This window comes from Campylobacter concisus (genome assembly GCF_001891085.1).
Taxonomy (GTDB): Bacteria; Campylobacterota; Campylobacteria; order Campylobacterales; family Campylobacteraceae; genus Campylobacter_A; species Campylobacter_A concisus_O.
In genome coordinates this window covers 27,000-46,813 of the sequence record NZ_JXUP01000010.1, presented here as the reverse complement: position 1 = coordinate 46,813, position 19,814 = coordinate 27,000, and the positions used below count along the sequence as shown (strand labels likewise).

The 19,814-nt window shown below is 38.9% G+C and carries 14 protein-coding genes and 1 pseudogene; 12 read left to right on the top strand and 3 right to left on the bottom strand.

Features of this window, described 5'->3' with window-relative positions:
- Positions 1–9: 9 nt before the first annotated feature.
- The 4 genes from TH67_RS09060 to rlmN are packed head-to-tail and all read left to right on the top strand — an operon-like array spanning position 10 to position 5,868.
- Positions 10–3,294, top strand: coding sequence for a DEAD/DEAH box helicase (locus tag TH67_RS09060; RefSeq protein ID WP_072595281.1), 3,285 nt, complete (start codon positions 10–12; stop codon positions 3,292–3,294).
- Positions 3,291–4,046: an imidazole glycerol phosphate synthase subunit HisF gene (gene hisF, locus TH67_RS09055; protein ID WP_072595280.1), complete on the top strand. Its 756-nt coding sequence runs from the start codon at positions 3,291–3,293 to the stop codon at positions 4,044–4,046. The genes TH67_RS09060 and hisF overlap by 4 nt, the downstream gene beginning before the upstream one ends.
- The gene (locus TH67_RS09050; protein ID WP_072595279.1) at positions 4,046–4,726 is read left to right on the top strand and encodes a purine-nucleoside phosphorylase; all 681 of its coding nucleotides are present in this window, start codon (positions 4,046–4,048) and stop codon (positions 4,724–4,726) included. Before hisF ends, TH67_RS09050 begins: the two co-directional genes overlap by 1 nt.
- Entirely contained in the window at positions 4,723–5,868 is a 1,146-nt protein-coding gene (gene rlmN / locus TH67_RS09045; RefSeq protein WP_072595278.1) for a 23S rRNA (adenine(2503)-C(2))-methyltransferase RlmN, read from the top strand. The genes TH67_RS09050 and rlmN overlap by 4 nt, the downstream gene beginning before the upstream one ends.
- Before the next feature lie 304 nt (positions 5,869–6,172).
- On the opposite strand, the gene TH67_RS09040 is transcribed toward rlmN, so the two are convergent.
- Positions 6,173–7,087, bottom strand: a complete 915-nt coding sequence (locus tag TH67_RS09040; RefSeq protein ID WP_072595277.1) for a pseudouridine synthase family protein — start codon at positions 7,085–7,087, stop codon at positions 6,173–6,175.
- Between the two features lie 187 nt (positions 7,088–7,274).
- Between TH67_RS09040 and purB the strand changes: the two genes are divergently transcribed.
- Both purB and TH67_RS09030 read left to right on the top strand, forming a co-directional pair.
- On the top strand, positions 7,275–8,606 hold the full coding sequence (purB, locus tag TH67_RS09035; protein WP_021085691.1) for an adenylosuccinate lyase: 1,332 nt from the start codon (positions 7,275–7,277) through the stop codon (positions 8,604–8,606).
- A 217-nt stretch (positions 8,607–8,823) separates the two neighbouring features.
- A complete protein-coding gene (locus TH67_RS09030; protein ID WP_072595276.1) occupies positions 8,824–11,199 on the top strand; it encodes a ribonucleoside-diphosphate reductase subunit alpha in 2,376 nt (791 codons plus the stop codon).
- Between the two features lie 117 nt (positions 11,200–11,316).
- Here the strand turns inward: TH67_RS09030 and TH67_RS09025 are convergent, their stop codons facing one another.
- Both TH67_RS09025 and TH67_RS09020 read right to left on the bottom strand, forming a co-directional pair.
- Entirely contained in the window at positions 11,317–11,769 is a 453-nt protein-coding gene (locus TH67_RS09025; RefSeq protein ID WP_081370937.1) for a hypothetical protein, read from the bottom strand.
- Positions 11,753–12,286, bottom strand: a complete 534-nt coding sequence (locus TH67_RS09020; protein ID WP_072595275.1) for a hypothetical protein — start codon at positions 12,284–12,286, stop codon at positions 11,753–11,755. Before TH67_RS09020 ends, TH67_RS09025 begins: the two co-directional genes overlap by 17 nt.
- A gap of 314 nt (positions 12,287–12,600) precedes the next feature.
- Between TH67_RS09020 and TH67_RS09015 the strand changes: the two are divergent.
- The 6 genes and pseudogenes from TH67_RS09015 (at position 12,601) to TH67_RS08985 (ending at position 19,808) form a co-directional block, all read left to right on the top strand.
- Positions 12,601–14,883, top strand: a pseudogene (locus TH67_RS09015) (ribonucleoside triphosphate reductase).
- Positions 14,884–14,968: 85 nt separating this feature from the next.
- Positions 14,969–15,643 (top strand): anaerobic ribonucleoside-triphosphate reductase activating protein, encoded by a 675-nt coding sequence (locus TH67_RS09005; RefSeq protein ID WP_072595273.1) that lies wholly within the window; start codon positions 14,969–14,971, stop codon positions 15,641–15,643.
- A gap of 74 nt (positions 15,644–15,717) precedes the next feature.
- Positions 15,718–16,863: an iron-containing alcohol dehydrogenase gene (locus TH67_RS09000; protein ID WP_072595272.1), complete on the top strand. Its 1,146-nt coding sequence runs from the start codon at positions 15,718–15,720 to the stop codon at positions 16,861–16,863.
- 29 nt (positions 16,864–16,892) lie between these two features.
- Complete coding sequence (locus TH67_RS08995) at positions 16,893–17,534, top strand: NAD(P)H-binding protein (RefSeq protein WP_072595271.1); 642 nt, start codon at positions 16,893–16,895, stop codon at positions 17,532–17,534.
- Positions 17,531–18,301: an SDR family NAD(P)-dependent oxidoreductase gene (locus TH67_RS08990; protein WP_072595270.1), complete on the top strand. Its 771-nt coding sequence runs from the start codon at positions 17,531–17,533 to the stop codon at positions 18,299–18,301. The genes TH67_RS08995 and TH67_RS08990 overlap by 4 nt, the downstream gene beginning before the upstream one ends.
- Positions 18,302–18,371: 70 nt before the next feature.
- Entirely contained in the window at positions 18,372–19,808 is a 1,437-nt protein-coding gene (locus TH67_RS08985; protein ID WP_141081779.1) for a subtype B tannase, read from the top strand.
- Positions 19,809–19,814 lie beyond the last annotated feature (6 nt).

Sequence of the window (19,814 nt, the reverse complement as noted above, 5' to 3'; positions counted from 1 at the left end):
GGCATAAATTTGAGCAAGGCAAATACCTTAAAATACTTTTTATTATCACAATATTTAGAGCCAAAAACCTTAGACGAGCCAAAAAAGACAAATACCAAATTTAAAAAATCAATAGACCTTGACATCGCAAATTTCGATGAGGAATTTATGCAAATTTTAAGAGTATTTGATAGCTCGCTTTTAAAAAATGGTATAGAAATTTCGATTTATGGCGGCATTTTTGAGACTGACTTGCTTGCTATTTATATCTCAAAGCTAGCAAATATTAAATTTGAAAAAAAGCAAATTTTAGATGAGCTACGCTCTGAGCAAACGAGCTTTGATAAGGCATTTTGCTATAAATTTAAGCTTGCCGGTGATTTGGTATTTTGCAAAAATGAGCAAAGTTTTGCTTTAAAAGATGTAAATTTGGATGATGATTTAACTCCATTTTTTACACCAAACTCATCTGATGATCTTTTTATCTCAACAGCTCCTTGGGCAATGGCTCGTCTAAATCATCTAAAGGAGATAAGCCAAAGTGATTTTAGCAAAGAGTGTGAGCGCATAAAAGACAAGCTATCTATTTATAAAGAAAAAATGGAATTTGGTAAATATATAAAGCTTATAAACGATGAGCTAAAAAGTGCACTTAAAACACCATTTTGTAATGATTTCTTAAGGCTTGAAGTAAAGATCATAAATCCAAATTTTAAAGAAAATGATAGCCTTTTAAATAGCTTTTTCATAGATGATATAAATTTGCTTATAAAATTTTACGAGTCAGGCAGGACGCATGAGCTAACGGATCAATTTATAGACGAGGGTAGTGAGAATAAATTTGAAAGACTTGATGTAAGAGATGAGCAAAATAAAAGGTTTGTTAGAGATTTTTTTAAAGCAGAAGAGTATCCAAGATCGGCCTTTGCTAGCGATTTTGCTTTAAATTTCTCGCAGCAAATTGCTGTTAATAACATCATTAAAAAAATTAAAGAAAAAAGTGGTGGAATTTATAGCGTAAATGGCGCTCCAGGCACTGGTAAAACAACGCTTTTAAAAGATGTAATGGCTGAAGTTGTTACGCTTAGAGCGATGAAGCTCGCACAAATGAGTAGACATGATATCTTTGCACCAGTTCGAGATAGTAGCGATAAGGTGCTTTATTTTACTCTAAATAAAGAACTTCAGGGCTACGAGATGGTTGTTAGCTCTTGCAATAACGGTGCGGTTGAAATTTTAAGTAAAGAGCTTAGCCAACTAAAAAGTATCGGTAGTTACGCAGGCGAGATTGATTATTTTAAATTTATAGCTACAAGGCTTCTCTCGGCCGATGAAAAGACAAATTTTGGAGAAAAATCTTTTATCTCAAAACCTGCATGGGGGCTTTTTTGCATACCTCTTGGCTCAAAGCAAAATAAGTCAAATTTTGTTTTTAACGCGATTAATGGCGTAAAGATCGAAAAAACGCATAGTCAGTTTGAAGACATTTCAAAAGAATTTAAAGAATTTATAGAACAAGATGGCTTTTTAATGGGGCTTGGCAAGTATTTGGCTACCGACGAAGGAGTTGATGATTTTGATATGGCAAAGGAGAAATTTAATCAAGCCCTACATGAAGTAAATCTACTTTTTAGTGAGATCAGGATCAAAGAAGAGGAGCTAAAAAGTATAAATAGTGAGCTTATAAATATCGATAAAAGACTTGATAACTATAATTCAGCAAGGCAAATAGACGAGCTTTTAAAACCACTAATAGATGAACTAGATTTGAGCAAAAATGAGCTAGAGCAAAAGGCTACGGAAGCTAACGAGCTAACAAAGCTTATCGGACGAAATGAAATTTTGCAAGAGTATCTGAGTGCGCCTATAAAGCCATCATTTTTTATTTTCCAGCAAATTTTAAAGACGCAAGCTTTTGAAAAATATAATAATGAAGCGCAAAAAGTTAGTGAGATAAATCTCCAAATAGCTGAGCAAAATTTGAAAGCAAATAAGCAAAATAGTGAAAATAAAGAGAAGAATGAAGCAAAATTAAACGAACTAAAAGCTCAAATAACTCAGCTTGAAGAGAAAATTTTAGAACTTAACACCAAGATAGACCATCTAAACAAGCTTAATGATGACTTTATTAGACGTCAAAAATTAATTGGTAGAAGTGAAGAACTTGATAGCTTTTTAAACGGTAGCTTTAATCAGAGTAATGAAGAAATGCAAAAGAGTATGCCATTTATGATGGAGCTTGGCCTTGATGGAAAATCCCACAAGACGAAGCTTTTTAACGCAAGAATCAAGCTTTTTAAAGAAGCGCTTAATCTGCATAAAGCCACTATCTTTGCTTGCAAAGAAGCTGTTAGAACAAATTTACGAGCTCTTAGCGTTATATTTAATGATGAAAAGATGGCTGAGAAAAACGGGCTTGAGGCTAAAGATAGACGTGAAATAATAAAAGGATTATTTTTACTAACGCCAGTTGTTAGTTCTACTTTCGCATCTTTTAATAATACCTTTAAAGAGCTACTAAATGGTGATATAGGCTTGCTCTTAATAGATGAAGCAGGGCAGGCAAATTTAACTAACGCATTAGGTGCACTGCTTCGTTCAAACATGGCTGTTGTAGTTGGTGATCCACTTCAACTTGAGCCTGTTGTAACATTACCACCAGCTTTAAATAATGCTATTTTGCGCTACTGTGATGCAAAGGATGAGTTTAATCTACTAAAATCATCAGTTCAACTTCGAGCCGATAAAGTACAAAATATTGGTACATATATAAAAGGAGAGGGTAAGTCCATTTGGGTTGGTTCGCCACTTATCGTTCATAGAAGGTGTGCCAACCCTATGTTTAAAATTTCAAACGAAACGACATATGATGATATGATGATACTTGGTAGAAATAGTGAAAGTAAACTTAGTGACCCCAACATCAAAACAGAATGGATTGATGTTAGTAGTGATGAATGGATAGGTAACTATAATAAAGCCGAAGGTATGATCGTTGAAGAGCTTTTAGATGGTAAGCTAGCCAAGCTAAAAGATAGTGTTAAAATAATAACACCTTTTAAAGATGTTTGTAAAAATTTAAAAGGGGCTGGTACCATTCACACCATGCAAGGCAAAGAAGCTGATGTTGTTATCTTTGTCCTTGGCGGTGCTACAAAAGGTGCTAGAGCATGGGCTGCTAGTACGCCAAATTTACTAAATGTAGCACTAACAAGAGCAAAAGAGGTTGTTTATATAGTTGGTAACCGAGAAAATTGGTCTAATTTGCCATATTTTGAGGTAGCAGCTAGAAAAATAGATAAAGGACAGATTTGAATCATTTTGCAAAACGTATAATCCCATGCCTTGATGTAAAAGATGGCAGAGTCGTAAAGGGTGTAAATTTCGTAGGACTTGTCGATGCTGGTGACCCAGTCGAGATAGCTAAAAGATACAACGACGAGGGTGCTGACGAGCTTTGCTTTTTGGATATCACAGCCTCTCACCTTGGTCGTGATACGATAGTTGATGTCGTAAAAAAGGTCGCAAGTAAGCTTTTTATCCCACTAACAGTTGGTGGCGGTATACGCACGATAGATGATATCTCTCGGCTTTTAAATGCGGGCTGCGACAAGGTGAGCCTAAACTCATCGGCGATAAAAGATCCAAATTTGATCGACGAAGCGGCTAAGAAATTTGGCTCACAGTGTGTCGTTGTGGCGATCGACGCTAAAAAGATCGAAAATGGTTATAGCGTTTTTATAAATGGTGGCAGGATCGATACTAAAAAAGATGCTTTTTCTTGGGCAAAAGAGGTCGAGTCGCGCGGAGCAGGGGAGATATTGCTAACGTCTATGGATAACGACGGCGTCAAGCAGGGCTTTAGTCTGGAGCTAACAAAGATATTTAGTGCGCTTTCTATACCGACTATCGCAAGCGGTGGCGCTGGTAAGATGGAGCATTTTAAGGATGCTTTTGAGTCTGGGGCTGATGCATGTTTGGCTGCTTCGATATTTCACTTTGGTGAGATCGAGATAAAAAAGCTAAAAGAGTATCTCAAAGCAAATGGCGTTGAGGTTAGGCTCTGATGTTAGTTATCTCTGCTGGAAAAAACGAAATCTTTGACTTTGCTTTGCCAATGGGTGTGGGGCTAGTTGATATGGCGATAAATTTGACAAAGTTTTTGCAAAAAAGATCGTGCGTGGGAGCAGATGAAAAGAGTATAAATTTAAAAAATATTGACCCGCACTACCTCGCAAAGATCGAGGCTAAATTTGCAAACTCATCAAACCCAGAGCTGCAAAATCTAAGCCAAAATTTGTCAAAAAATCCTGAACGAAATTTGTATCAGATGCCAGAAAAAATAGTTTTCGTTGGCTCGGCAGGTCTTTATAAAGATGGTGAAATTTTACAAATTTATGAAAGCTCGGTTGGGGCAAATATTGAAATTTCTAGCGTAGAAAATAGATCTTATTCACCAATTGAGTGTGAAATTTCTTCTATCGTTTCACGTGGAACTATCAAAATAAATTCGTCAAATTTCATAACGACAGACAAAAATTTGGCCCATAAAATGTTTGAAAAGGGCTATTTTTTAGAAAATATGGAGTTTTTTTCTGTTCTAAAAGTGGCTCAAATTTTTAAAATCCCTGCTTATGGAATTTTCATAGCGACAAATTTTTGTAATAAAAATGCACATGCTGATTTTGTAAAAAATCACGTAGAGGCCAAGAAAATTCTAACAAAATATATAAAGGAAAATATGTGATAAATTTGCTTGATCTTAGTATCGATGAGCTAAAAGAGTTAGTTTCTCCACCATTTAGAGCAACACAAATCTACGAGTGGATATATAAGAAAAATGCAACCGATTTTAGCCAAATGCTAAATTTGCCTAAAGATATGCGTCAAGATCTGGCTGAAAAATTTTATATCGATCCTTTAAAATGTGTAAAATTTGAGCAAAGTAGCGACGGCTCTATCAAGTATCTTCTTGAGCTAAAAGATGGGCTAAAGATAGAGAGTGTTTTGCTGCCGATGAAAGAGGAGATTAGTGATGAGAATGGAAAGGTCAGTCGCCATGCTCGTTATACGGTTTGTGTTAGTTCACAGGTTGGCTGTAAAATGGGATGTGCTTTTTGTCTAACAGCAAAAGGCGGGCTTGTCAGAAATTTGACTGCAGGCGAGATCGTAGGGCAAATTTTATGGATAAAAAGAGAGAATAACATACCATACGAGAGGCGTATAAATGTCGTTTATATGGGTATGGGTGAGCCACTTGATAATCTTACTAATGTTAGTAAAGCTATCAAAATTTTAGCTCTTAACGAGGGTCTAGCCATATCGCCACGTCGTCAAACCATTTCAACTAGTGGCCTTGGTAGCCAGATAAAAAAGCTTGGTGAGATGGATCTTGGTGTGTTATTGGCCATATCGCTTCATGCTGTTACTAATGAGCTTAGAAGCCGCCTAATGCCGATAAATAAGGCATATAACATCGAGGCTGTTATGGATGCTGTTAGGGGATTTCCTATCGATATGCGAAAGCGTGTAATGTTTGAATACCTTGTTATCAAGGATTTAAACGATAGCGTGAGCGATGCTAAAAAGTTAGTAAAATTACTTCATGGCATAAAAGCGAAGGTAAATCTTATATATTTTAACCCGCATGAAGGTAGTGAATTTGGACGGCCTGAGCTTACCAGTATGCTAAAATTTCAAGAATATCTAAGAGATCATGGTGTCACTTGCACGATCAGACAGAGCAAAGGGCTTGATATAAGTGCAGCTTGCGGACAGCTAAAACAGCGAAATGAAAATCCTAAATTTAGAGCTAACGTTAGCGATAAGAGTGCAGTTAAAGCAGAAGAAAAACCAACTAACGATAAAACTAACGTGAGTAAAAAATGACAGCTCTTGATATCGCCGAGATAATTTTTATAGTGTTGGTTGCTGGCATTGGACTTGGGCTGATCATAAAAGTTTTGAAAGAGGAAAATAAAACTTCAAAATAAAATCTGAAAATTTGGCATGAAATTTTGTAGGTGAAAAACAAAAACACAAATTTGATTGCCAAAATTTAATTCACAATGCGGCGACACTAAAAATCTAATTCTATCTTTTAATAGAAATTCTATTTCAAATTTAAAAGCAAAATTATGAAAAATTTTTATAGATTATTTTTACTAGAAAGAGTTTTTAAAATTTAAATAGTTTAATTATTTGCTTCTTTTGCAAATTTATAAAACTCATTTTCGGCGTCAAATTTACTCTTTATCTTGTAAAAAATATCATCAAATTTAAATGAAATTTCGTCCGAGTGAAGCAAGAGCCTTTTTGCTCCAGTTAAATTTATCCGTTCACGCTCGCTCATCTCTTTATCTAAAATTTTCTCTATCTGCAGGCGTGACAAACCATAAAGTGGTTCACCAAGTATCTTGTGTTTCACATGAAACAAATGTAAGCGAATTTGATGCTGCCTGCCAGTGAGAGGAATAGCCCGAAGTAAAGTCGTATCGATATCGTCAAAATATCTGATCGGCAAAATTTTAGTCACAGCACTCTTGCCATTTTCACAAATTTGCATCCGCATTTTCACATCGTCGTAGTTATTTGCTAGATTCATTTTGGCATCGATCGTAAATTCTCGCTCGATCTTACCTTGTACCATCGCAACGTAGCTTTTAAAAACCTCTCTATTTTCAAAAATTTTCTTTAGTTTAATCGTAGAATTTCTATCTTTGCCCACGACTATCACGCCGCTCGTCTCAAAATCAAGCCTATGTGCCACGCTCGCATCTCGTCCAAAAAGCGTATAAATTTCATCATTTAGCGAGTATTCGCAGTGTCTACCATTTGGATGGCTCAGCATGCCACTTGGCTTGTCAAATACCGCAAAGCTCTCACACTCAAAGATCGGCTTAAGTCCCTTTGGCTCCGCCTCATAGTCGATCAAAAAAATATCGCCACACAAAATGGCATTTTTCTCACTCACGACACTACCGCCACATATCAGCCTACCTTTATCTATGAGGCGCTGGGTTTGGCTCATGTTAAAGCCATTTTGCAGTAAAATTTCGTAAGCTTTTTGGTGATCTGCAGTGACGATAAATTTATTTACGTAGGGCAAAAATGATCCTTTGAAAAAACGAGCGAGCTATCTTAAGCCTAAATTTATAAGCGTATAACCGACATTTCAGCCCGGATTTTATATAATCAAAACTTAAATTTAGAGAAATTGCACGACGTGATTTCTGGCTCAAAAAGCCAAATTTATACTTTCAGGACAAAAGCAAACTAACACAAAAGGTTCAACAATGGTCGAAAGATACTCACGCAAAGAGATGGCTGAAAAGTGGAGCATACAAGCAAAATACGACGCTTGGCTCAAGGTAGAAAAAGCTGCCGTTAAAGCTTGGAATAAGCTTGGCTTTATAAGCGACAGCGACTGCGAGAAAATTTGCAAAAACGCTAAATTTGAAGTGGCTCGCATCGACGAGATAGAAAAGACGACAAAGCACGACGTCATCGCATTTTTAACAAGCGTCAGCGAGAGCCTTGGCGAGGAGAGCAGGTTTGTGCACTACGGCATGACCTCAAGCGACTGCATCGACACAGCCGTCGCACTTCAGATGAAAGAGAGCTTAGAGCTCATCATCAGCGACGTAGAGGAGTTCATGCAGGCGGTCAAAAACAGAGCAAATGAGCACAAGCACACGCTCATGGTTGGCAGAAGCCACGGCATCCATGGCGAACCGATAACTTTTGGCCTTGTACTTGCCATCTGGTACGACGAGATCGCAAGGGCGCTTAAGCTCATCAAAGACGCAAAAGATACGATCAGCTACGGCAAACTCTCAGGCGCTATGGGAAATTTAGCCCACGCTCCTATGGAATTTGAAGAGCTAACTTGCGAGGAGCTAGGTTTAAAAGCTGCCCCAGCCTCTAATCAAGTGATCCAGCGCGACCGCTACGCCCACGTGGTGAGTGCTATGGCTATCTTGGCTTCTACTTGCGAGAAGATCGCAGTTGCCATTAGGCACTACCAAAGGACAGAAGTTTATGAGGCGGAGGAGTACTTTAGCCCAGGGCAAAAGGGCTCAAGCGCGATGCCACACAAACGCAATCCAGTCCTTAGCGAAAATATCACCGGCCTTTGCAGGGTGCTACGCTCATACGTCACGCCTTCTCTTGAAAACGTCGCACTTTGGCACGAGCGCGACATCAGCCACAGCTCGGTTGAGAGATTTATCCTGCCAGATATGTTTATCACGGCTGATTTTATGCTGGTTCGTATCAAAAATTTGATAGCAAATTTAGTCGTATACCCAGAAAATATGATGAAAAATTTAAATTTAACAGGCGGCCTAGTCTTTTCACAGCGCGTGCTTTTACAGCTACCACAGCGTGGAATTTCTAGAGAGGACGCCTATAAGATCGTTCAGCGCAATGCTATGAAGGTCTGGGCAGACTTGCAAGAGGGCAAAAAAGCGATCGACGAGCAAGGCCACAGCCTGTTTTTACAAAATTTACTAAACGATGAGGACCTAACTAAGAGCCTTAGCAAAGATGAGATCAAAGAGTGCTTTGACTACAACTACTACACTAAAAACGTAGATAGAATTTTCGCCAGAGTTTTTGGCAAGTAAATTTAAATGCAAGAAGCAAATTTATGCTTCTTGCTTCAAGACATCGCTTCAAAAATTTTTACAATCATTTTAAAATAAGATTAATTTTTTAATTTTTAAAAATAAAATATTATTTTTTGAGTCAAATTTTATATCTAAAATCACTTTTTAAACAAAGAGAGTTTTTATCTCCTTTTGGATAAAATCCCAAATTAAAATTTAACATGGAGAGATATTTTTGAAAGTTATAAAACGTAATGGCAGAACAGAAGAGCTTGATATAAGTAAGATCAAAAAATACACAAACGAAGCAGTTCTTGGACTAAGCAACGTAAGCCTTAGCGAGCTTGAAGTAGACGCGAAAATCCAGTTTAGAGATATGATCACGACTGAGGAAATTCAGCAGACTCTTATAAAAACAGCAGTCGATAAGATCGACATCGACCGCCCAAACTGGACATTTGTTGCTGCAAGGCTATTTTTATACGATCTTTATCACAAAGTATCTGGCTTTAACGGCTACAATCACTTAAAAGATTATCTAGTAAAAGGTGAAAAAGTAGGCCGTATCATCCCTGGACTAAAAGAGAAGTACGATCTTGAGGATCTAAACGCTTATATCAAGCCTGAGCGTGACCTTCAGTTTGCATACCTTGGTATCAAAACGCTTTATGACCGCTATCTCATCAAAGATAAAAATGGCATGCCAATCGAACTACCACAGCATATGTTTATGGCAATTGCGATGTTTCTTGCGCAAAACGAGCTAGACAGTCAAGGCTGGGCTAAGAAATTTTACGACCTCATCTCTAAATTTGAAGTGATGCTCGCTACTCCGACGCTCTCAAATGCAAGGACTACACGCCACCAGCTAAGCAGCTGTTATGTAGGCAGTACGCCCGATAATATTGAGGGAATTTTTGATAGCTACAAAGAGATGGCATTACTTTCAAAATTCGGTGGCGGTATCGGCTGGGACTGGAGCAAGGTGCGTGCGATGGGCGGTAGCATCGATGGACACAAAAACGCAGCTGGCGGTATCATACCATTTTTGAAAGTGACAAATGACATCGCAGTAGCGGTCGATCAGCTAGGCACTAGAAAGGGCGCGATAGCCGTTTACATCGAGCCTTGGCATATGGACGTGAGCGATTTTCTCGATCTTCGTAAAAACTCAGGCGAGGAGAGACGCCGTGCACACGAGCTTTTTCCTGCACTTTGGATAAACGACCTATTTATGAAGCGTGTCAAAGAAAATGGCCGCTGGAGTCTTTTTGACCCAGCTCAAGTAAGTGATCTTTGCGACCTTTACGGCGAGGAGTTTGAGAAGAGATACTTGGAGTATGAAAACGACGAAAATATCCAGAAAAATACCATCCTTGCAAAAGAGCTTTGGAAGAAAATTTTAACTAGCTATTTTGAAACTGGCATGCCATTTTTATGCTTTAAAGACAATGCCAACAAAGCAAATCCAAACGACCACGAGGGCATCATCAGAAGCTCAAATTTATGCACCGAGATTTTCCAAAACACAGCGCCAAACTACTATAAGATTAAGATCACTTATGAAGACGGCGGTGAGGAGCTATTTGATGAAGAAGAAGACGTTACTGTAGATAGCGGCATAACTAAAAAAGCCAAAAAGCTTAGCGCGCTTGATAGCCTAAAAGGCAAGCAAATTTTCATCGTAGAAAAAGAGAGCATCGAGGGCAAAACGGCAGTTTGCAACCTTGCAAGTATAAATTTAAGCAAGATAAACAGCAAAGAGGACATCGAGCGTGTCGTGCCGATAGCTATCAGGATGCTTGATAACGTTATAGATCTAAATTTCTACCCGCACAAAAAGGTAAAACACACAAACCTAGCTTCTCGCTCGATCGGCCTTGGCGTCATGGGCGAAGCGCAAATGCTAGCTGAGAAGAACGTAAAATGGGGCAGCTATGAGCATTTGGCGCTGATTGATAGCATAATGGAAAACATAAGCTACAACGCGATCTACGCTAGCTCAAATTTAGCCGTAGAAAAGGGCATCTATCCAAAATTTGAAGGCTCAAAATGGAGCAAAGGCATCATGCCGATAGACACCGCGAACGAGAACGCAAAGGCGCTTTTAAACGATAAAGGCGGGCTATTTGACGAAAATGTCTGCGACTGGGACAAGCTAAGAGAAAAGGTCAAGCGCGACGGCATGAGAAATGGCTACCTAATGGCGATCGCTCCAACTAGCTCGATCTCAATCCTTGTTGGCACTACTCAGACCATCGAGCCAGTCTATAAACGCAAGTGGTTTGAGCACAACCTAAGCGGTATGATCCCAAATGTCGTGCCAAATTTAAGCCCTGATACGTGGCAGTTTTACACGCCAGCTTACGAGCTTGATCAAAGAATTCTTATAAAAGCAGGCGCGATCCGCCAAAAGTGGATCGACCAAGGTCAAAGTCTAAATATTTTCATGAGCTTAGACAAAGCAAGCGGCGGATATCTAAGTGAAATTTACACGCTTGCATGGGAGCTTGGACTAAAATCAACTTATTATCTACGCTCTGAGTCACCAGACAGCGAAAAGCTAAATGACGTGGCTGACCGTTCGATCGAGTGTGAAGGATGTCAGTAGGTAAATTTAAGAGAGAAGTTTTTCTTTTAAATTTATTTCTATTTTTTAAAATTTAGAAAATTTATAAAAAATTTAAAAGGTTTTAGATGAGCTAAAATTATCTAAAACCTAAATTTGTTACTCTGAGTAATTTGTTTTCTCTATCTCTTTTTGGCAAGTTTGCATATCAACTTGTTTTAAATGAGGTCGTCCTACAAAAAAGCCCATACCAACACTAGCTTTTACGCAGTATATTTCATTCGGTTTTGTTTCGATCGTTACTGAAGACTTTGCTTCGGTTTTGGCCCATACTTCAACTTCTTCATTTGCCTTTAAATTAGCTTTTAAGAAGCCACCATTTTTTATTGTACCGATAACTATTGTTTGAGTAGGATTTTGCGTGGTGACCTTTACATCGTAGGTTACGGCGCTGCCGCCAAAGCCTTTGTCTCTATATACATAAAGCATTGACTCATCTTGTTTCGGTGTTTCAAAGCCACCAAATTTAACTCCTTTTGCTCCACATCCACTAAGGCCAAATGTCATTAAAAGTGCAATGCAAATTTGCGCCAACTTATTTCTTAAAAACATTGAAATCTCCTTTTTCATAAGATTGGTTTAATTGAATTTGTAAATTTTCTCTCATTTTATCTATGCATTTTTTTCTAAGCTCGGTCATATTTGTGTTTTTAAATATATTTCTACTTACATTACTTAAACAAGCAGAGCTAAATTTGATCTCGCCGTGCTCATTGAAAACTCTTAAATTTGCAATCATATTGAATGTATCTTTGCTCATTGGAAAGCCAAAAAGTACTAGTGGATTAAATATATTTATGCTGTCAAAGTTTGTGCTACTTTCTTGATCGGCGTAAACAAAATCATAATTTATATTGAGTTCTGATTTGCCAGCGGTTATATTTGCAGGCAGGTATTTAATCATATATTCTTTCGTATTTTCTGGTTTTGCTATAAATTTATGATCTTGAGCTGATTTTGTTACATTTGGAGCGATTTGGATATTATAACCACAGCCTTGAAATAGAAGTAGAGCAAGTAGGGATATACTAAATTTGTCTACAAGCCATTCTTTTATCTGTTTTTGCATTTTAAATTCCTTTTTAAACAGTTAAAATTAATATTATATTATCTCTTTATTTATTAATTATTTATTAAATATATTTATTTTGCTGCAATAGATAATATAAAAATCTAAAACTAAAATAATTATTTAAGTAAAAATAATCAAATTTTAATTTAAAATATATAAACTAGATATAAATATACTTAAGAAAACTCTCTAAAATTTTATATTTTTTGATAAATATTATTAAACAAAATAAAATAGTTATCTATTGTTTAAGCTTTCTTGTCCTATACTTTTAAACTTTATATTGAAAAATTTAGAAGAAAGAGCGAGTAATGCGTGAGATTTTGAAGAGAGATGGCACAAGACAAGAATTTGTAGCATATAAGATAGTAGATGCGATAAAAAAAGCATTTGCTAGCGAAAATTTAGCTTATGATGAGAAAGTTTTTACAAATGTTGTCCAAGATATCTTTCAAAAATCAAGCGCGATAACAGTCGAAGACATCCAAGATGCGATCGAAAAAGAGCTATTTGCTGGCGGCTACTTTGACGTCCTAAAGAGCTTTATGCTCTACCGCCACACTCACAAGCTTCAGCGCGAGCAAATTTTGGGCCTAAACGCCGACACGACCTATATAAACTCAACCCAAACGATAAATGAATATATAAACGGCACCGACTGGAGAATTTCTGCAAATTCAAACACGAGCTACTCAAACGCAGGCCTTATAAATAACACCGCCGGCAAGGTCATCGCAAACTACTGGCTGGACGCTGTTTATAACAAAGAAGAGGGTCTAGCACACAGAAATGGCGACTATCACATCCACGACCTTGACTGCCTTACAGGGTATTGTGCTGGCTGGAGCTTGCGAGCTTTGTTAAACGAGGGTTTTAACGGCGTTCGTGGCAGGGTCGAGAGCAAAGCGCCAAAGCACTTTAGAGAAGCACTTTATCAAATGGCAAATTTCTTAGGAATTTTGCAAAGCGAGTGGGCTGGCGCTCAAGCTTTTTCTAGCTTTGACACCTACCTTGCGCCTTATGTTTTTAAAGACGATCTAAGTGACGCTGAGATCAAAAAGGCGATCACTAGCTTTATTTTTAACTTAAACGTTCCTGCACGCTGGGGACAAAGTCCATTTACAAATGTAACTATCGACATCACTTGCCCAAGCGACCTAAGAGATCAGATCCCAACGAGTGATGATATACACCTTTTTACAAACGTAAAAGACGAGAAAATTTTGAAAAAAGCAAACGAGCGTGGCAGAGAAAAACTAATCGATATGACTTATAAGGATTTCGAGCCTGAAATGGCACGCATAGATAAGGCATTTTACGAGGTTTTAACAGCTGGCGACAAATGCTCACAGCCTTTTACATTTCCGATACCAACGGTAAATATTACAGAGGATTTTGACTGGGATAGCGAAGTGGCGGATGTGCTCTTTGAAAATACCGCCAAAATGGGCTCAAGCTACTTTCAAAATTTTATCGGCTCACAATACACTTATGACGAAAATGGCAATAAGATAGAAAACGAAAAAGCCTACAAACCAGGACATGTTCGCTCTATGTGCTGCCGTTTGCAACTTGATCTAAGAGAGCTTTTAAAACGAGGTGGTGGTCTTTTTGGTAGTGCTGAGATGACAGGCTCAATCGGCGTCGTCACTATAAATTTAGCTCGCCTAGGATACAACTTCAAAGGCGATAAAGTCGCACTTTATAACAGGCTTAGCTATCTTTTAGAACTTGCTAAATCAACACTTGAAAAGAAGCGTAAATTTATCCAAGAGATGTATGACAGAGGGCTTTATCCTTATACGGCTAGATATCTAAAGCACTTTAATAACCACTTTAGTACGATCGGTATAAATGGTATGAACGAGCTTCTTAGAAATTTCACAAATGATAAAGAGAATATCTCAACAAAATTTGGACGTGATTTTGCTATTGAGATGGTTGAGTTTTTGCGCGATAAGATAAGGACATTTCAAGAAGAGACTGGAAATTTATATAACCTTGAGGCGACTCCAGCTGAAGGCACAACTTACCGCTTTGCCAAAGAGGATAAAAAGCGCTATCCAGACATCATCCAAGCAGGTGGCGGGGAGAATATTTACTACACAAACTCAACCCAGCTTCCAGCAAATTTTACAGATGATGCTTACGAGGCACTTGATTTGCAAGATGATCTTCAGACTTCATACACCGGTGGCACAGTATTTCACCTTTATATGAAAGAAAGGATCAGCTCGCCTAAAGCTTGCAAGGAGCTTGTAAAGAGCATAATCTCAAATTATAAGCTTCCATATATCACGATAACGCCTGTATTTAGCGTTTGTTCAAAACATGGCTATATTGCTGGAGAGCATGAATTTTGTCCGCTTTGCGATGCAGAATTAATAGAAAAAGAGAAAAACAATTCCAAATAAGGAGAGGAAATGACAGAAAAAGAAATTTTAGAAAAAGTACAAGACAAACGCACAAAATGCGTAGTCTATACTCGTGTTATGGGTTATCATCGCCCAGTTGAGAGCTTTAACCTTGGTAAAAAAGGTGAGCACAAAGAGCGTATTAAATTTGATGAATACGCAAGTTGCTGCAAAAGATAATCACCGCAGCCAATAAAAATATAAAAAACTCAAATAAAAAAGGCACAATCTTCTGTGCCTTTTAAATCTCAAAAGGTCCATAAATTTGCATAAAGTCTTTAGTATAACGCCATTTACTACGCTTGATTATCCAGACAAAGTGGCTGCGGTAGTTTGGTTTGCAGGCTGTAATATGCGATGCGTGTATTGCTACAATATAGAAGTTGTAAATTCAAATGGCAATATAGAAATGGATGAGGTTTGTAACTTTTTAGACCGCCGCATAGGCAAGCTAAATGGTATCGTCTTTAGCGGTGGCGAATGCACGGCAAATCCTTTGTTTTTAAAACTTGCAAAAGAGGTTAAGTCAAGAAATTTTTGCCTAAAGGTCGATACAAACGGCTCTCATATTGAGATTTTAAAAGAGGCGATAGGTGAAGGGCTGATTGACTATATCGCACTTGATTTTAAAGCACCAAAAGAGAAATTTGCAGGCGTAACTGGCTCAAATTTATATGAAAAATTTATTAGCACGCTAAAATATCTGCTTGAGATAAATTTTGATTTTGAAGTAAGAACAACCATGCATGCAGATTTTTTAGATGAAGCAGATATTTCTTTGATGTCTGAAATTCTTTATGACCTTGGATATAAAGGCAATTATTATTTGCAAAAATTCCTTAGCACAGGTGAAAATTTTGGAAATTTAGTTGATGCTAAAAGTAGCTTTGATCCGAAAAAAATCATCTCGAAACTTCCTATCAAACTAAGAAATTTTTAAATTTCTACTCATTATTTTTAACAAAAATTTTTGCTTTGCAAAACTATAATCATTAAAACTAATAAGGAGAAACTATGCAAAATTTTAGCTTTTTAAACCCTACAAAAATAGAATTTGGCAAAGATAAAGAGCAAAATATCGGCAGATATATGAAAGAATTTGGCGTTAAAAAGACGCTTATCATCTATGGCAGCGATAGGATCATAAAAAATGGTCTTTTTGATATCGCAGCAAAGAGCCTAAGTGCAAATGGCATTGAGTTTTGCAAGATAGGCGGCGTGAAGTCAAATCCAGTGCTAAGCAAGGTAAATGAGGCTATAAATTTAGCTAAAAAGCAAGGTGTCGATAGCGTTCTAGCCATAGGCGGCGGCTCGGTGCTTGATAGCGCCAAGGCGGTGGCTGCTGGAGTTAAATATAACGGCGACGTTTGGGACTTTTTTACCGGTAAAGATCCAAGTGAAGCGCTTATGATATTTGACATCATGACGCTTGCTGCAACTGGCTCAGAGATGAACGGCGGCTCAGTCGTCACAAACGAAGCCACGAAACAGAAATTTGCTATGCACGGAGTATGTCTTTACCCAAAAGTCTCAGTGGTAAACCCGCTGCTTCAAGCAAGCGTTAGCAAGGAGTACTTGGTCTATTCAGCCTCAGATATCATCGCTCACAGCATCGAGGGCTACTTTACGGCGAGCATTCAGCCTGAGATCATAAATTTATACATCGAAGCAAACATAAAAACCGTTATGAAGACGACTGAAATTTTACTAAAAGAGCCAGAAAACTATGACGCTAGAGGTGAGTTTGCTTGGGCTGCGACGATGGCGCTAAATGGCTTAACTTACGTTGGCACAGCTGGCTACTCTTATCCAAATCACATGATCGAGCACGCCATAGGAGCGGTGGTTGATTGCGCTCATGGAGCTGGGCTAAGTGTAGTTATGCCAGCTTGGATGAAGTGGTATAAGAGTAGAAATTTAGAGGCATTTAAACGCTTTGGCAAAGAAATTTTTGGCGTGGATGACGCAGACGCAGGCATAGAGAAATTAAAAGAGTGGTTTAGTAAGATTGGCACACCTACGAGCCTTATCGAAATCGGAGTCGATGAGACAAATTTAGACGAGATCATAGCGCTAGTTTATGACTACGCTAAGGGCAGGGGCTTGGAGCAAATTTATACAAAAGAGGCAATAAGTGAGATTTTTGCCTTAGCGAGATAGAATTTATCTAAATTTTACAAAGGAAAGATATGAAAAAAATCGCCCTTATAGCTGGAGCTAGCGGTGCTTTGGGAAGTGAGATTTTAAAAAATTTATGCGTGAGCGAGCATTATAGCAAGGTTATCGCCCTTGTTAGGCATGAACTAGAATTTACTCACGAAAAGCTTGAAGTAAAAGTAATAAATTTTGACGAGCTAAAAGATGAGGTGCCATTTATCACTGATGATGTCTTTTGCGCACTTGGCACGACGATGAAGGTGGCAAAGCACAAAGAGCAGTTTTATAAAGTCGATGTGACATATCCGATAAATTTTGCCAAATTTGGCTTGGAGTGCGGGGCAAAACGCTTTGTCTTGCTCTCAGCTGCAGGTGCAAATAGAAAGTCAGGCTCGTTTTATCTAAAGGCAAAAGGCCAAGCAGAAGCAAAGATAAAAGAGCTTGGATATAGCTCGTTTCATATCGCTAGGCTGCCGCTTATCGAGGCTGAGAGGAAAGAATTTAGACTTGGCGAGTACATGGCGATAAAGGCGTTTAAATTTATCCCAAAAGGCTTTTTTGACGAGTATCGTCCGATGAAGGCAGCTGATATCGCTAAAGTGATCGTGCAAGTAGCGCAAGATGACCACAGCGAAGGTGTCAAAATTTATAGTCCTATGGAGTATGCGAAGTGAAAAGATACATCGCCATCACTGGAGCAAGCTCAGGCATAGGAGCGGCTGCGGCAAAGGCATTTGCAAGGCGCGGGGAGAATTTGATCCTTATTGCAAGGCGTGGCGAGCTTTTAGAAAATTTAAAAAGCGAGATAGCTAAATTTGCAAATGTCGATGTCGTGATAGAACTTTGCGACCTTTCAAAGCAAGAAAACGCCCTCTTGCTTTGGCGTAATTTAGAAAAATTTGAGCTAAAAGCTCTTATAAACAACGCTGGCTTTGGCGACTATAACAAGGTCGGCGAGCAAAATTTAGAAAAAATCACGCAGATGATAAATTTAAACATCATCTCTCTTGTGACGCTCTCAACGCTCTTTACTAAAAAATATAAAGACAAAGATACGCAGCTTATAAACATCTCTTCGATAGGCGGCTACAAGATCGTGCCAAACGCCGTCACATACTGCGCTAGCAAATTTTTCGTAAGTGCCTTTAGCGAGGGACTTTACCATGAGCTAGCACAAGATAAGCAGGCGAAAATGCAAGCAAAAGTCCTAGCTCCAGCTGCCACAAAAACAGAATTTGGCATGGTAGCAACTAGCAAAGAGAGCTACGATTACGACAAGGCGTTTAAAAAGTACCACACGAGTGAGCAGATGGCGGAGTTTTTGCTTCGCCTTTATGATAGCCATTGCTGCGTTGGCGCAGTCGATAGAGATAGCTTTGAGTTTGGTCTAAGTAGTCCTAAATTTGACTACGCGATCAAATACGAGCCAAAAGATAACTAGGCGCTAAAGCCCTGGTAGCCTACGCCAAGGCTAGTAAAGCAAAAAGTAGGACAAAATGAAAAGGCAGATCATGAAAGGCGTTAGAGTTGCTATTTTAGGGGTTTGTTTAGTAGGTACTTGCTTTGGAAATGAACTTAAATTTGACGAGAGCAAGTTTGAGCTAAAAAGCGTGCAAGTTGGCGATAGGATGCTTAAATTTAGAGCCTATGAAGGCATAGTCTATGTGGCAAAGCCAGCTAGCGACTATCAGGTCTTAAATTTTTACGTGCCAGAGGGTAAATTTAGCGACCAAAAAGGGGCTATCTTTATGCCAAATGCGATCGGCGGCTACATGAGCGCAATGCCACCAAAGCCAGAACTTCAAAATGAAAAGCCAAATGCCACTCTTGAAGCGCTTCTTAGAGGCTACGTCGTGGCAAGCGTTGGCGCTAGGGGTAGGACGCTAAAAGATGGCGAGAAATTTATCGGCAAGGCACCAGCTGCGATAGTCGATCTAAAAGCGGCCGTTAGATATCTTAAATTTAACGACAAATTTATGCCAGGCGACGCAAATAAGATCATCTCAAACGGCACGAGCGCAGGCGGCGCGATGTCAGCACTTCTTGGCACAAGCGCAAATGCAAAAGAGTATGAGCCATATCTTAAAGAGCTAGGCGCTGCAAAGGTGGACGATCAAATTTATGCCGTCTCAGCCTACTGCCCTGTGACAAATTTAGAGCATGAGGACGAGGCGTATGAGTGGATGTTTGGGGATTTGGATAAATTTGAGAGGATTGATTTTTCAAGCTTTGACGCGAGCTCTTTTAACGACAGAAGCAAAAAGCCAAAGACTATCACAGGCGAGCTAAACACCACGCAAAAAGAGCTTTCACGCGAGCTAAAGAGTAAATTTCCAGCTTATCTAAACTCGCTAAATTTAAAAGACGCCAAAGGCCACGTGCTAAGCCTTGATGAAAATGGCGAGGGCAACTTCAAAGAGTATATAAACGCGCTCATCTCAAGGGCATTTACCGCTACAAAAAGCAGCGACAAAAACACGCTCACGCCTAAATTTATCACGCTTGACACGCAGGGCTGCTCGCTTGGATATACATTTAAGCTTGAAGACTTTATCGCCTCGCTAAAACGTGCCAAAGAGGTGGTTGCCTTTGACGGACTTGCGCTAGAAAATCCTGAAAACGACCTTTTTGGCGATAGCAAAACGCCTGCAAAGCACTTTACTAAATTTGCAAAAGAGCGAAGCGGCGGCGAGATGGCGGAGGCTAGCGTCATAAAGATGATGAATGCGATGAACTACACTAAAAATAAAGAGGCGGCGAAATTTTACCGCATAAGGCAGGGCACAAACGACACCGACTTAGCTCTTGCCGTGCCTGCCATGCTCGCACTTTCGCTTAAAAATGCTGGCAAGGAGGTTGATTTCGAAGCGGTCTGGGGACAAGGACATGGCGGTGATTACGATTTAGACGAGCTTTTTGCTTGGATGAAAAGAGTGGAGCAAAGATAAATTTAA